Below are 15,328 nucleotides of genomic sequence, written 5' to 3' on the forward strand. Positions count from 1 at the left end.
CTCCGAACCCTCATCAAAAAGGAGCGACACAATGCAGCCCTTCGAACCGATGCTGGCGAAATCGCGGATAAAGGATCGACTATCGCTTCTTGCAAGAACTCATGACCGCCCTCAAGGCGGGGGAGTACCAGTTTCTCTGACCAGCGTTCAGTCATTAAACGAGCAATCCGCTAGCAAGCAATACTGGATGTGCATTTGCACACCACTGCTAGCACCTGCATACAAAAGTGTAGAGAGTTTCTACACTTGAAGCCTATGCTTGAAGTCTCGATCCATCCTCGCGCCGACTACTCACTCCGTCCATGGAAAGACTTAGTCTTATGCGTCTCAGCCGGGACTGTCGTGCATACAAGTCATGCCCAGGACCACCGCGGAGGCGAGTCCTTGCAATCCGGCGCAATCAAGTTTCCCCGCTCGGAAAAAAACCTCGCGCCTGACGTAGACGGCACCTTGTCGCCCCTGCTCTGGGGCGAAAAGTACCCGGGCGATAACTGGAAACGCGCCAGGACGACGTTAGACAAATGTTACGTGCAGATGCTGCACCGGGGAACCACTTCGCTTACGCCGGCGCTGGAGCGTGACCTGCAGCGACTACAGAGGCGAAACTTTGAAGGCTTGTAATGCCGAAGCGAATCACAAAGACCAAGCGTCGTCATCTGCTTGGACTAAGCAAAATGATGGAAGCAAGCACAAAACTTGACCTGTATGACGGCGTGCTAGGCGGCGTACCGCCTCCCCCTGCTCCGCTTTTTGACTTGGGCAAAACTCCCGGGGAGCTGATAGTTGAATTAAGCGATTTTGTACGCTGGCGAAGCAAAAAATGACGATTGCGACGTTCACCGACATCGACACTGCACTAGAGTTCACGACGTATCCGAGACTTCGCCAGAGGCTGTTGCGCGCAAGGGAAGACTGGCTGAAAAGCGAACTGGAGCATGCAAGGAAAAAGCAGATGACTTCACCTGCAGCAACTGCCGCAAGAGGCTGTCGTTGTGCGGTCGAAGCGAAGTGACGTTTCAACTGCATTCATTCTTTTCGGACTGTGCTTCGAGCCTAACCCAGTGCAGATGCGCGCAATACAGAAGTGGCATGTCTATCCCCTGCCGCTGGTTAGCTAAACGTGAGGCGCCTGATGAGTGACTTCTTTGCGGAAATACGAAGCATCATGAAAGCGCTGAGGATTCTGTTTTTCAAATCGTACCGACCTACTCGGCACGAGTCCGACGCCTATTGGAACTCGAAAGTGCGAGCGGAGATGGGGCTCTCGGACGAATGAGGCCTGAGTGCACCCTGAACGATTCACCTGAAACGCCGACAGAGGCGGTCTATGTATGAAGATATGAACGAACTCTAGGTAGTCAAATATTTTGCTCGCCCCCCATGGGTCAAGTTTGAGTGCCATTCAATGGCCTGGAAGGTTTGGATGGATATTTGGGTGCAATGAGAATTCAATTCCCGGAACTTAATGACCGAAGCACCGCCCAAAATGAGCACTGCATTGAGTTGCTGGAGCATTGCCTGAGCGAGGTAAGAGCTGCAGGCAGATTCGAATTGCTTGACGCTACGGAGCGTTGATGAAATTGCTTGCAGTCCTCTGGAGTGGCTAAATCAAAAACACAGCGACTTAGAAGGGGTGCTCTCAGCCTGCACCGATTGATTGATCTAACCGAGCAGTTGCTTGCAAGCCTAGCGGGAAGCAAAAGTCTCAAATTTGCTTCTAGACAGCGTACTTGGCACAGGCCTGCCTGAATGCAGGGTTCAACATCATCGGTATTCATAGCCGAAGCAAGAATAGGCGTCGGGTAGGGCCTTCGCAACCCATGCTGTATATCGTTCCCAATCGCTCAAGGTGATTGCTTGGGAGCGAGTATCGACGGTCACTAGCCTAACTGATTGGACAACGCTTTCTATGAGTTGCCAGCGCCAATCAAGCACTGCATTGGTGTTGAAATGTAATAGGTTTCGGCGTCTATCAGCCTCTTCAGCCCTTCCGCGGAAACGTGACATTGGCATCGTGCTCGCACCATCGCTACAGAAGAGGTCGGTGGCGTCGCCCGCTTAATGGAGCTTGAAGCTCACGCACTAGTCGAAAGGTCTTTGAGGTACTGATAATTTGCGCAAAAAAATAACCATTTCTGTATATTTTGGTTAAAATTTTGACCAAATGACAACCTTAGAAATAAATCACATCCTCGAACGCCAATTACTGTTGCAACTGGGTGACCGCCTCAAGCGACTTCGCAAAGCGCAGGGCATCAGCACCACTGAGATGGCGCAGCGCATTGGAATCACGCGAAATACTCTGCGCGCGGTAGAGTCCGGCGACCCCTCCCCTTCCATCGGTACATACCTTCGTTTGATGTCCTTCTTGGGAATCGGCGGCGAATTGGCACTTCTGGCCGGAGACACAATGCACCCTGCCCCCGCTGGCTCTGCCGCAGCTAGTTCAAGGCGCTCGGCACCCATGGTACGTGTTCAAGTTTCCATGGACAACACAAGGCACGCAATTCAGGATCTTCAGAGCCTAGCGCTTCACGAGGAAGCAGTTCAACTTGTGAAGGCAAATCCCTCGTTAGTGCAACAGGCGCAAGAGACCGTCGGGAAATGGCTTGAAAAAGGCAACTCCCGCTCCACCAGCCTGTGGATTGAGTGGCAAAAGATACTACAGACGGGGGCTTGGCGCAAAACGCTAGGGCGCACGCATCACGCTCAGCAACTTCGCCAAGCCTCCCCATTAGTCACCATCCTTACGGAAGATGCACGTCAGCGCGTCCTGCAGCAGACTAGCGACCTAAAGAGAGGGGTTGTACTTTCATGACATGCTGCGAATCAGTTACAGGCAGTTGGATTGGTGATGCCGCTTTACTTGGACCAGCCAGTTGCTTCAACAACTCGGCTTTTCCCTATTCGGCGGCGACGAGTTATTCGTCCCAAAAGCTAACGCCCTGCAGCCAGGGCTCGGAACAAGTTTATTTGGGGCTTCTGTGCCGAAGATTGAACGAAAGGAATAAGCTTACTTTCGAGACCAATCTGATTCAGATGGTATTTCTTAAATTGTCTTCAGGTAACCGAATATCTTCTCAAGTGAGTCAAGCTGCTGCTTCGTCACTGGCTTTGATATATTGTTCTTTGTGTGCTCTATTTGTGCTAGGTACTGATTTTGAAAATCTCATGTCTTGCTATCACTGTAGCGCCCGCCTATTGGATGGATTTCAAGAGTCATATCGAAAAACTCACGCTCGGAGATCAAACTCCCTTCTCGAAGAGTTGTAGCGACTTCCTTCATTTCTCCATAACTCATATTCCTTGAGTCGAATCTGTCACCTAAAGACTTAAGAACTGCTTCCTTGCTGATACCCAAAGTTACACTGGATGGAGCTATAGGAGTAGATTGCTTGGGGCTCAACGTCCGGCCAATAGATGTTTCTTGCTTTGTGTCATTGGACTGAACACGGTAAGTACTGAACTGGAAACTGTGGCTGGTGTTGATCATGACTCTCTCCTACTCTCTTAAGGATGCTTGATGAGAAACGATAGAGACATAAGGCCTACCCACAATCATTAAGTAAGGGCGCCTTCATAGTCATTTTTCCTTTAGCTTTGCCAAAGGCGTTGGCACTTAAACACAAAGGAAAGATCGCAAGACTAGTGTTCGACATGAGGTTAATGCACTTCGCATTAAACCTTGAGTGCGTTAAGAAAAATGCTAGTTCGGATCAGCGAAACCCAATGAATCAAGTTAGCGTTTGGTGGTTCACACTAACCAGCCTAGTACGTTGGAGGTGAGCTTAAGAGCTACTCCGCTAAACGAAACATGTGTCTACATGAACTGACACATCTCCCACATTTCGCCATGGGAGAAAAGGTATGCAGATCTGCCATTGAGATCTGCATACCTTCCATTTCAAACCATAGCCTGTCCAATTGGCTCTGTTCCTAATACGTATTGATTTTGTTGTGTTTTCTTGATTTTCAGAAGAGAATCGCTCTTGCGCGCTTCTCAGTTCAAGGCACTACTGGCAATGCTACCCGGGCTCAGCCCTGAGCAACTGGCCGACCTGCGCTCGGAGACCGAGCGTATCCACCACCACTCCCGCGCTCGGTGCTCTATTGATGAGGCGATGGCCGGTGCCGGATGCCCTCACTGCAACAGCTTCAAGTGCGTCAAAAACGGCACAGGTCGTGGGGTACAACGCTACCGCTGCATGGACTGTTCCAAGACTTTCAATGCGGCAACGAACACGCCGTTGGCTCACCTTCACTCCAAAAAACAATTTTTCCAGCATGGGGAGTGCCTTCAGAAGGGACTGACCATCCGGGCTACAGCCAAAGAGCTTGGGGTGTCCGTGAGCACTGCGTTCCGATGGCGCCACCGATTCCTGGCGGCTGTCGTTGGGCACCAGCCCAGAGGGGTGACGGGCATTTTTGAGGCCGACGAGACGTACTTTAGGGAGTCCCAGAAAGGCAGCCGAAAGCTTATTTCCCCCGAGGACCCCACCAAAACTCGACCACCGCGTCGCCATGGCGGGAAGCCACCCACCAAGGGCAAAAAGGGTAAGGCCTCCTCTCGTAAGGACCTGGTGCCGGTGTTGGTTGGACGTCTGCGGGGCCAGCCCTATGTGTCAGACCAAACTTTGGGGGCCATGACCATAGCTCAAGCCACTGATGCCTTGCGGGGCGTGGTCGGTCCGGGTACCTTGGTCTGCATCGACGGCAGTGCGGCGTTGCGAGGAGCTGCTAAGTCGCTCGGTGCAGCCTATCACTCGGTAGCTGTCACCTACGGCCCTCGCGTTGAAGAGGGGGTGTACCACGTGCAGAACGTGAACAGCTACCACGAAGGTCTTAAGACCACGCTCAACAGGGTTCGCAGAGGCGTATCCACCAAGTACATGCCCAATTACCTTGCCTGGACTAGACTGGACGAGTGGTACAAGGGCGACCTGAAGCCCGAATACTTCGTCATATCCGGACTTGGGCGACAGCTAATCAATTGCTAGAACAGGTCGCTATGGGTTCCCGTTCTAATGAACTTGAGCGTTCCAGTACCGACGGAGCCAACCTTGTCATAGATGAGGAGCCAATCAGGTTCAACGTGGCATTCCCAAGCGCCAGCATATTCCCCTGACAGCTCATGGTCGCGATGCTTCTTGTCGAGCGGTCGGTCATTCATTAATTCCTTGACGACCGTGCGCATCTTCGTCCAATCGTAGCGCCCTGAGCCCTTGATGCGCTTCTTATCAGTCTTAAATTGGCTCGTTTCCTTGAGAACTCTGGGCATGCGTCAGGCTCAAAGGTCGTCAAGGGAGACTTCAGTCACCTTATCAGCCTTCGCCGCCTTGATGGCTGCAAGTGTGGTGGGGTTGGGCCGTGGCATGTCTATGGGCAGGCCCCCTTTTTCAACGACGCTGCGTAAAAACAAACGAATGGCGGTGCTAACGTCCAAACCGACAGCCTTGAGAACGGCAGCTGCCTCACGCTTGAGCTCTGGCTCAACTCTAGAACGAACATCGACAGTAAGCATGGTGAACTCCTATGCGTAATACCACAATGTAGCTACATTGTAGCAGTCACCTTAATTTGAGGCAACACATGCCTTTCAAGTCATCAATACGAATCACGAACAGAGCCGTCCAATTACATCCTATCGAATGTTTTCTTCAGCAACTCACCCATTTTCTTATTTCCATCTCCGCTCCTCATTCCTGAGTAGTGTTTGAATACCGTCTTTTCAGCATCGTTCAGTACCAATGCAGCGGTCTTAATGTCTCCTCCATCACACTTAAGAATAGATGTAGCAACAATATGACGCATCCCATGAGCCCCGACACCTGGCGAGTTCCAAAGATACTTTCGAGTTAAATATGAAACTCGACGAGACATCGCCATGAATGGCGTGTGTCCCTGCGTAAGGACAAATTCCTCATTGCCTCTGCCTTGATAAGTACCATTTTTGGCTTTTGGCTCTTTCGCAATAAATAACAACTCCGATGGCCAACGCAAAAGCAGAGGGCGGTGCACAGTAAGGTAACGCTCCAAATCTTTCCATGCGGTTTCTTGTAACGGCGCATCGTAGTCTTGCTTATTCAGCTTGGACCTTGTTTTCGAAAGTCCTTTTGGAACGCTGACCCACCAACTACCATCAGTTTTTTTATAGATTGCGCATTTATCTTTCGGTTTATATCCATTAATGTAATTTGGACTCCATGTCAATGAAGCCATATTTCGCAACCTCAGTGGATTCGATACAAAGAACTTGATAATAAGGATGTCACGAGCCCAAATTGCTTCCGCCAAAGGACTCGTTATTGGCCTATCCGCACGCATTCTTCCTATCATGTCGGCAACCGCCTCCATCGGCTGATTTAACTCGATAACAGAACGAATTGGGTCAAAAGGGTCTCGACTTACTGTTACTTCAGAATGAACCGCTGTTTTGTATCTTTGAATAAATGCATACTGTTTCTCACATGCCGCTTTCCATGTCCCCTGAACGGTACCATGTGGCAACTTGTGCTCAAAGCCATCTTGCTGAAACAAGTATCCATTCCCGGGTCTTACGAGCCAAGTAACGATTGCTAGAAAAGTAGTCACAGAGCGTGAATGCTTATCACCGGCGCGCACCTTAAGCCACTCAAGATACTCCTGTACATATTTTGATGAAATGAACCAAGCTAAGGTTTGTGTTTGACACTCCGGAATTCCTGGTCCGGCAGGAGCCGGAATTGACAGCCACCCTAGGTATGAAAAAACCGATGAGGCACATGCACCAGCAGCCGGCACCTCAGCGTTATTGAGATACAACCACCAAGCCACGGTTCGATTGAATGCTATCGGCAGGGCTGATAACGTCCACCTTCCGCCGGGCGAGCGCTCAAGCGAAGGAACAAGGTCAGTCTTGTATTTGATAAGGTTACGCCACTCCTCGCGAAATGAAGAATCAGGGGGAACTTTAAGTCGATACATCGACATACTTCGCTCGCGCTGCAACTCACGATATTCAATTTTATGAACAGCCGGATTATCTGGGTGCTTCCAGAAGTTCTGAGTCGTAGAGACCAATGAAATGAGTGCCCCCTTTTCAATTCCGAAAAATGACTCAAAACGATGAACAAATCTAAAGTTACTCTTTAGTGGTCGTCGTCCTTTTGCCCATCCCCTCAACATGTTTTCCGGTATACCTGACTCACGTGCGACCGCCTTAATCGTCAGACCTTTCAAAATAGAAATTACCATTTTTGAAAAATCAGTTGGCTGTCCATTTTCATATGCATTGAGTTCATCAAACTCAATCACTGCATTTCTGAATGGCTTGATATCCGCACGAGCATTTGAAATGCTTCGTTCAGAGCGCCCCTGATTTCGCATCCATGACGAGAAAACCTCGAGTGCCTTTTGAAAATATGGGCGAAGTTCATTACCGACTACATCTGACTCGTTTAGGTTCAGCGCTTTAAGTAGATTTCTTAAAGCCGTCCTCCGATTAGCTGCGGTAAATTTGTTTAGGTGTCTATACTGAACTTGTCGCTCCAAGTCTTCCAATAGCACCTGATATGTAAGTTGCTTGATCGTCATTTTCTTCTTCCGCGGTCTCATTTGCGTGCCCCGCGGCGCCAAAGAAGCAAATATTGGCGACGGTAAAAAATACTTGCAATCTTTGTAAGTCATTGATCTACCTCACAATTTTCTGAGGCAGAACACCAAATTTGGGGTCGACAGACAACCTATCAGCAAGTAGCCTTTGATTAACTTTTGAAGTTAATCTTCAGTCTCACGCAATGCGTGATTTCACAGATTTAAGGCATGGGACATAAACAAGAGAGACTATGTTTCGCTTCGTACACGGTATAGATACATTTTTTATATACACTGGTATTAATCTAAACAACGAGCAACCTGCTTAACCCTAAATGAGGGCTTTGACGCACATGTTCGGTGGAGTGCGGGCCTGAAATATTCAAGGTAACGCTGGTGGTGTTAATGACAGGAAGTGGAGAGGTCACGCTGGCCATGCCAGAAGTGCAGCCTTTAGACCACAGATTCGCTTTTCTCCATCTATGCGCATGAATTACTTAAGGTGTGCACTGAAGGCGGCGGTGGCACGCAACTACTACGTCACAGGAGCTACTTTCCACAGCTGTAGGTACAAAAGACTAAGCGAAAGTAGCATTCAACTTCAAAAGGACTGGGTAAAAGACCACAATAGACAGGATAGGTTGAAGTTGAACTGCACAAGGTTGGTGTGGAGACAGATATTCAGATAACCGCGTTCGGAAAGGAAATACCTTCTGCGTTTCAACAACTAGCTGGTACCTAAGAGAATCAAGGCACCTAGATCAATGATGTAATTCGCTAGCGATATCAGGTGTCCTATCAAGGCCACTTACGACCCCAAGCGGTCCTCCGCACTCCCGAAATAGCTGCCCAAAAGCGGACATCCGATCTGTTACAAATGAGGTGCGCCTGCCGAGTCGCCTTTGCAGCGTAAGCGGTCATATTTCAAACCTACCGATTGGGGTCTACTTTCATCTTTCAGGGGAACCTACACTGGCGGTGGCGGAAGACCTTAACTTTTACCTAATGATTTTTGCTAAACCGCGCACATGAACCCAAGTTACGTACCCGCATTACTGTATGCCTTAGGCACAAAAATTGTTCCCTTTCTTTTCTTATGCGCCGCCATAATAATTTTTAGCCGTAGAAAAAACGTGCCCTCGGTTACGTTTCTTCTTGGCTGCATTGTGACGGTCGTAGTGCCATACGCTTCGCTATTCACTCAGGGAGTCAGCTGGGGACATATCCAGCATTTGTTCACAACTGTGGCATACCTGATTCAAGGAACCGGTTTACTTTTTTATGCGCTGTCAATTCCGAAAACTTCGGACTAACTGTTTGGTCAAAGCCTACTAACCTTCATGCGCCAACAGTTACGACTGTGCGTTGCATTTGAATGCCCGCTATGGGACGGAGTAAAAGACTGCTTCCAGCCTGTTGCCGTCATGTCTGAATCAGGCTGATTGCTGCCCGTCAGGGTTTAGGGAGAAAAGGCAGTAGGGTATCGATAGCTCCCCAAGCTAAACAAGTCTGCCATGCTCAAGCCGCCGGTCACGGACGCTCGGGTCCGAAAGTCGCTGGAATCAACACTGTGAATTTGAAATTATGGAACTAGGATCAGCAAACAAGACCTTTCGAGGTTCTGAACCGACCTGGGCTAACGCCTGTGTTGGGGATAACGGTGCGCCGGGCATCATCGACTACGCAAGTGGATTTGCCAAAGCAGCGAATGCATTGTTGGATAGGGCAATCGCTACTAAGGGGATCGAGTTGCCTGTAGACATCTTAGTCTACCCAGTTTGCTTCACGATGCGTCATGCGATTGAGCTCTTCTTAAAGTCTGTCGCAGAGAATCTGATTAGCATTGGCAAAACTCGCGGCGTTCCATTGCCACCGTTCAGTCACGAAGATTCTCACGATCTCGGTTTGATTTGGCACTACGTTCAGAGCAACTCCTTCGCGACGGACGAACGTCTTGCTGTAAGCATCAACGGGCTTGATGAGTACGTGCGCGATGTCGCGACCATGGATGCATCCGGTCAGGTCTTCCGCTATCCCTTTGACCTAAACAGCAAGAAGCATCTCACTGACATCGGCATCATTAACTTTATAGTCTTGAAAGAGAGGTTTAACGAGGTTGAACGGTTGCTTCTTGCACTTAGCCAGAAGACTGAAGAGTTGCTGGATGAGTATCGTTGGGGTACGTTTACCAAAAAATTGTCTAGGTACCAGTTGTATCAGTTAGCCACAGAGCTTCCCAATCGCACAGCTTGGTGTGATGCTTCTTTTGTTAGTATCAAATTGACTTTGATGGCCAAATACAAGTTGAGTGGCAAAGATTTTTGTAGAGCGTTGAATCTTATTCAGAAGCGTCACGAGATGGCTGCGTGCATAGGCATGCAAGTGGCGATACCTGGGCTCTCACTTGAGGCGCTTATGCGCTTCTTTGACCATTGGTGCAAAGTAAACGACCTGAAGTACGTGATTGATCCACCTCCGCCACGGATTGTGAATTCGGACGATCTCCACGATACCCTCCAAGACCACGATGCCCTACAGGATTCCGCGAAAGCTCTTGCCAGTGAGATCCGCCCTGAGGAATTTGCAGCAATTCAGGCACTGTTCGAATTTGAAGGTGAAGTGCCAGTTTCCGAAGCGTTCGATCTAACACACTCGATATATCGGAAGTATGTTGACAGTCATGCGGCTAACCCCGACAGATATTTACGGGCATTGATCAGGATGATGGAAAAGGTAAGAGCTTTCGAGCGTATTCTCTATTCCCTTGACCTGTTAGGTCAGGCTGAGGCCTTGGAGGTAATTTTCGAACGGTATGGGTTGCAATCTGCTCGAACGAGACTCCTAGAGCGCAGTCAGTGGCATAAGAGGCTACGCGCATAACATTTGCGTACTTGGCTGTAGGAACCTGATTGCCTTAATCAGAGCGGTTGTTACCCTTAACTGCTACCAACCCAAAACGAGAGTTCGTCAAGTCGGATTCATAAACCGATAGAGAACCACATATGACATTGACAACATCGCAGGAAATAAGCGCTAACGCCAGCAAGTTTTCAAAAAGCTATGTTGCGTGCTACAAGGCAGATTGTGAAGGTCGCCCCTATCATGCAGGAACCCTAACGGGAATCGATCTCGGACATCAAGTCGTATTGGTCACTGCCAAGCACGTTCTTGACAAAGACGAGACTAACCCATGTGACCAGAAGTATCAGATATACGCAGCCGTCAATGGCAATTTGGAACAACTAAACAGACTTCGTACAGGAATTCTTCCGCTACCAAACGGCGAACATCTTGACATTTCGGTTTTTATTCCGGAAACGCTCGAACCACGCAATATCGTTGATGAGCCGATACCTTTGGATTTAATAATTGATCTCCCTTTGCGTGATAAACACTACCTTGCTGCATGTGGTTTTCCACATAGGAAGAACGAAAGGAAAGGAAATCGGATATCAAATAAACCTTACGGCTACTTTGGCGAGTATGCAAACTCTGTAGTGACAGAAGCAGCTGGATACGATCCTCTCTTCCATTTTTCAATCAAAATCAATCTAAAAAAAGTCTATCGTGGAGATCTCAAGGAGGTGATTGCACCAAACCCCCAAGGAATAAGCGGCGGTCCAGTCCTCCTCGTCCACGACTTCAAAAGTACAAGTCAGATAGAGCCGAAGTTGGCAGGTATTGTTATTGCGCGTGATAAGAGATCAAGCGCGTTGGTGTGCGTGCGAGCGGACATCGTCAAAGAAATTGCACTTAATATTTTTCCGGTTACACCTATTAAATAGGGTATGTACGCTTGGATGCCTCGGAACTGCGAACGTTTTTGCACCTTAAGGAATGTTGAAAAAAGCACCTGAAATACACCCGATTTCGTAGACACGTTTCGAGCTCCAAAGTTCGGGACCACTTTAGTAACAGTCAGTCGCCAAAGACCTTACCTGCCCTAATCTATTCCAATTACTCAAAATTGGTGCCCTTTGCGCGTGTAAGTGCAACATTAACCGGCACCGTCGACATCCCAGTTTCCTCAGTATGTTCAATACACAAGAGCTTTTGAAGGCATCAGGGCACAGACGGTATCTGTTTCGGGCAGAGTGCGTTAAACCATCTACACAGGCGCGGCACATCATCCCCCGGCTGCCGCAGCGCATCTGCTCGAAGAATTGAGTCCGCTGATACTATCGATACGTGCCGGCCAGGCTCTACCAAAATCGCAGCTTCTGAGAATCGACGCATCCCAACAAGACTACGTGTAACCGTCTCCGTACCTACTGTAAGTGTGACACTCCAGTTAGGCACCCTAGCACTCATCATTGCTGTACCGCGTGAATATCCTAGCGTTGCAACCCAAATAACCACAATTGGGATCACCACAAAAAGCCTACGAGTTGTTTTGGTAAACCCGATGCCCAGTCGTGGGTGTTCTACGATCGATAAGGATAGAGTGCCCCACGCGAAGAGAGCAAGGAAAAATATCCCTTGTTCTGATGTACTCAAGAAAAATTCCACAGCAATTCCAGTGGGGATGAGAACCATAAATATTATTTGTGGTCCTCGCCGAAAGAAGCGCATGAAGCGGGGGTTTCGTGAGCTAGCAATAAGCTCTTCTTCGGATAATCCACCTTCAACTCTACGCATTAACATTTCGTAGGCCGCGAAACCACCAATGTACAAAAGAGCCTTTGGGACCCACACGATTGCGCTTCTAACATGATCGGAAAGTGTGGAAGGCAATTCCTCGAATGTCAGTCCAAGTGCATATAAAAAACTTAGATCATAGGCAGTGGAAAGAACGAGTAGCGCGGACGTGAAGACGCTTACGAACTTACCTAGGTCCTCGACAAGCTTCCACAAATGGGAAGCACCGCTATCGTTGAATGATACCTGTGTCATATAACTTCTGACTGAAAAAAATGGAGCTTAATGTGCATATTTAATCCAAAAAACACGCGTCTTCTCATCGACAAATCAACCTTGTATCTTGATAGTGTTTGATTGCCTTGGCAAACAACCTGCGTTCAACTCACTACGCATTGCTCAACTATAGGAATGCGTTCGATTTCTATACTTCAGGTCTCACGTGAGAGTATTTTCTTGGCAACCTCAACTACATTCGAGCTCAGCGATACCTCTAACCTGTCATTTTCATAAGCGAGTGTAGCGAGCACCTCCCTCTCTCCAGGAAGACGACTAAGTGATCGCGCAATAGCTATGCCGTTTACAGAACATGTCAGCCGAATTCTCTTAATTGCCACTGGCTGTCCAAAGAACTCGTCAAGCACCTCATTGCTAACCGGACCTGAAAGTCGACCATCCGTTTGTTTGTCGCTGTAGAGCTTAAATGTGGGCTGAATTAGCACTGAATGCGGGTCCGGTGCCGAAAGTGACCAACTTCCGAACGAATTTTCCAACGGGACAGATGGATCTAGAATCAAACTCATTACCATGACTGAATACATGGTCACAGGAATAGGTTCGATTCGTGACTCCTTTTGTTTCAGCGCTTCTACCAAATAGAGGCGGGTAATGACAGGCTTCCCGTTACTTTCAGATATGTGGATATCCAAACGGGGAGATGACATCTTGACGCCGCCTTCGACAACCCGATACCACTCGTAGAAGCCGCCGCATCCGTAGGACGTAGCATCTGATAGCCCATTGTTAGAGTCACTCTCGGCATACAGTAGATCTGATGAAAGCCCTTCGGCTAGGTTTTCTGTTGGTCCAATTCGGTATTTGACTTGCGACCTGTTGTATTGATTAGCAAGGTCTCGCTGAAGAATTTTGGCCCTCAGCAGTTCACTCCCTGAACCTGCGAGATAACAGGTGCCGAAAGTCTCTGTAACAAATACTTGATGTTTGTTGTGGGTAAAGACCTCCCACTGACCTTTAGCATTCTTGATAACTCCAAGTAGATTGAAACTGGTCCCATCCGAACGGCCAATCGCTCTTTCAATCATCTCGCGGTCAATGTCTAGGCCTGGCTGATACCCGGCAATTGTCATGATGTTTGCACTAAGCTCTTTCCAAAAACCGAAAGCAGCCTTGCAATCGCCGGCAAAGGCTAATACGCCGCCATGGTTAGGTAAGAAAAATGTCTTGCGGGCAAGTCTGACAATGTGCCAAGGATTTCCTTCAGAGCCAAAGGTCGATTGCACTTGTCCCAAGCTGGGCAACCATACAGTTTTGTTTACACGGGTGTCTTCACCCTCAGCAGACAACATAGTGTCCGCTACTACGTGCGGATCATTTTCAACATTGAGAAGCGCGATTACCGTCATTTTTTCGAACTCTATGGTTACCTGTGAATGTGAAAGGACTTGCCCTTTCTAGTCCAATGCTTTCTGAGTGCCCTTAACAGTTCAATACATCACTCACATACGGCAGTACCAAAACTGCTCAGGAAAATTTCTTGCTGCAAGTGCTTGAAATATGGAGCTATGACTAGCCAGATACCAGGCTGATTAATCTTGATACAACACCAAGGTCGCACAGCGAATTCCAATTCAGTGCAATGAGTTCACATCCAGAGCAATTGCATCGACTTCAGTAGAGCTATGACACATGGAGTAGGCGACTAAATGAGCACCAGCAAAAGCGCCAATAAACGGTGTTGCAATTGATCTACCTGCGAGCTGAGTAGTCCCGCACTCATCTGAGCTCTCATGTAGCAACTTTTGATATGCAGGGGCCGAGATTTGTATTGGCTTCGTTGATTTTTCGCTACTGCCCGTCCAAACATCAGAAGCCAAACGTTTCCCCGGAAACACGTGAAGCTGAAACTTGGTGAAGCCCAAAACCCCCTCCCCGATTCCAGCTTCAATCAGACTAGTGCCTCGGAGACGATCAAGCTTCTTTCGAAAGAAAAAGTCGTCAACTGCAACTAGGCAAACCGACTCCGACACGAAAGTCTCAGAGTCCAACTCCATACGTGTTGCTATGACCGACGAATCCACCATCAATCTATCAATGTAGCCCTTGACTGCGTCAACCTTAAGCTGCCCAACACTGCTTAGGTCGGTTAGTAACCCGGTGCTCAAGCCTGACTCCGAAACCAAATCGTAGTCCTGCAAAACCAACCTGCATGCAGATCTCATCCAACTTTGTACAAAACCTAACGTCCAAACTGCAGCCTGCCCAAGATGTCCAAGGCCAATCACTCGAAGTGAGTCGGGCACCGTACCTCCAGTAAGAGCTACTGGAAAGTCGTACTCAATGAGTCGCTGTCCCGCCCAAGTTTTTTTGAAGTAAAGATATTGAAAGCACTCATTGAGCGCTGCTCCCGCAGCAGCAACACCAACCACTCCACTCGCGTCTTGAGCACTTAGTTCCAGCGGATCTGGCGACAAGACAAAGCCGTTTGTGGTGCATTGAACATAAAGAGCAAATGCAAACGATTTGACTTCAACTGATGACTGCCCTACAACCAGGGTAGCTTTAGATGAATTAACACTTTCCGGGTAAACACCATAACTCTTTGCAGTAGCTAAAAGTGTTTGCCCCATGTGCCAACTTGAACCAAATACAAAGTCCAGACTTCCTGCAATCGTCACCTCTCCTCGAAATGTTCGAGGAGCTGCATTGAGAACAGTCTGTAGATATGCTTGAAGTGCGAGATTGTGCGTAACCTCCTCACCCACAATGATTTGGATGTGAAATCCGCCGAATCGAGCTAACGCCTCCTCCAAGGACCCAGCGCTTCCATCATCTAGAGCGAGCTTTACCGTTCTATTCAGTGACTCAATGAGTTTCATAA

10 protein-coding genes are annotated in these 15,328 nt (G+C 48.5%); 4 read left to right on the forward strand and 6 right to left on the reverse strand.

The window, feature by feature from the left end:
* Nucleotides 1–2,164: 2,164 nt before the first annotated feature.
* Nucleotides 2,165–2,818, forward strand: coding sequence for a helix-turn-helix transcriptional regulator (locus tag RAN89_RS13860; RefSeq protein WP_313866858.1), 654 nt, complete (start codon nucleotides 2,165–2,167; stop codon nucleotides 2,816–2,818).
* A 351-nt stretch (nucleotides 2,819–3,169) separates the two neighbouring features.
* Here RAN89_RS13860 and RAN89_RS13865 read toward each other — a convergent pair whose 3' ends face one another.
* Nucleotides 3,170–3,493 carry a hypothetical protein gene (locus RAN89_RS13865; RefSeq protein ID WP_313866859.1) on the reverse strand — a complete coding sequence of 108 codons (324 nt, stop codon included), beginning with the start codon at nucleotides 3,491–3,493 and terminating at the stop codon, nucleotides 3,170–3,172.
* A 496-nt stretch (nucleotides 3,494–3,989) separates the two neighbouring features.
* On the opposite strand from RAN89_RS13865, the gene RAN89_RS13870 reads away from it, so the two are divergent.
* Entirely contained in the window at nucleotides 3,990–4,997 is a 1,008-nt protein-coding gene (locus RAN89_RS13870) for an IS1595 family transposase (protein WP_313866860.1), read from the forward strand.
* On the opposite strand, the gene RAN89_RS13875 is transcribed toward RAN89_RS13870, so the two are convergent.
* The 3 genes from RAN89_RS13875 to RAN89_RS13885 all read right to left on the reverse strand — a co-directional run bounded on the left by RAN89_RS13875 (nucleotide 4,994) and on the right by RAN89_RS13885 (nucleotide 7,572).
* Nucleotides 4,994–5,278, reverse strand: coding sequence for a type II toxin-antitoxin system YafQ family toxin (locus RAN89_RS13875; protein WP_313866861.1), 285 nt, complete (start codon nucleotides 5,276–5,278; stop codon nucleotides 4,994–4,996). The genes RAN89_RS13870 and RAN89_RS13875 overlap by 4 nt on opposite strands.
* 9 nt (nucleotides 5,279–5,287) lie before the next feature.
* On the reverse strand, nucleotides 5,288–5,521 hold the full coding sequence (locus RAN89_RS13880; RefSeq protein ID WP_313866862.1) for a type II toxin-antitoxin system RelB/DinJ family antitoxin: 234 nt from the start codon (nucleotides 5,519–5,521) through the stop codon (nucleotides 5,288–5,290).
* Between the two features lie 113 nt (nucleotides 5,522–5,634).
* The gene (locus tag RAN89_RS13885) at nucleotides 5,635–7,572 is read right to left on the reverse strand and encodes a hypothetical protein (RefSeq protein ID WP_313866863.1); all 1,938 of its coding nucleotides are present in this window, start codon (nucleotides 7,570–7,572) and stop codon (nucleotides 5,635–5,637) included.
* A 1,584-nt stretch (nucleotides 7,573–9,156) separates the two neighbouring features.
* Between RAN89_RS13885 and RAN89_RS13890 the strand changes: the two genes are divergently transcribed.
* Together RAN89_RS13890 and RAN89_RS13895 are read left to right on the forward strand one after the other, a co-directional pair.
* Entirely contained in the window at nucleotides 9,157–10,452 is a 1,296-nt protein-coding gene (locus tag RAN89_RS13890) for a hypothetical protein (protein ID WP_313866864.1), read from the forward strand.
* Between the two features lie 122 nt (nucleotides 10,453–10,574).
* A complete protein-coding gene (locus RAN89_RS13895; protein WP_313866865.1) occupies nucleotides 10,575–11,357 on the forward strand; it encodes a hypothetical protein in 783 nt (260 codons plus the stop codon).
* 1,284 nt (nucleotides 11,358–12,641) lie between these two features.
* Here the strand turns inward: RAN89_RS13895 and RAN89_RS13900 are convergent.
* The gene (locus RAN89_RS13900; RefSeq protein WP_313866866.1) at nucleotides 12,642–13,853 is read right to left on the reverse strand and encodes a hypothetical protein; all 1,212 of its coding nucleotides are present in this window, start codon (nucleotides 13,851–13,853) and stop codon (nucleotides 12,642–12,644) included.
* A gap of 225 nt (nucleotides 13,854–14,078) precedes the next feature.
* Entirely contained in the window at nucleotides 14,079–15,326 is a 1,248-nt protein-coding gene (locus tag RAN89_RS13905; protein ID WP_313866867.1) for a hypothetical protein, read from the reverse strand.
* Nucleotides 15,327–15,328 lie beyond the last annotated feature (2 nt).

This window comes from Rhodoferax mekongensis (assembly GCF_032191775.1).
GTDB lineage: Bacteria > Pseudomonadota > Gammaproteobacteria > Burkholderiales > Burkholderiaceae_C > Allorhodoferax > Allorhodoferax mekongensis.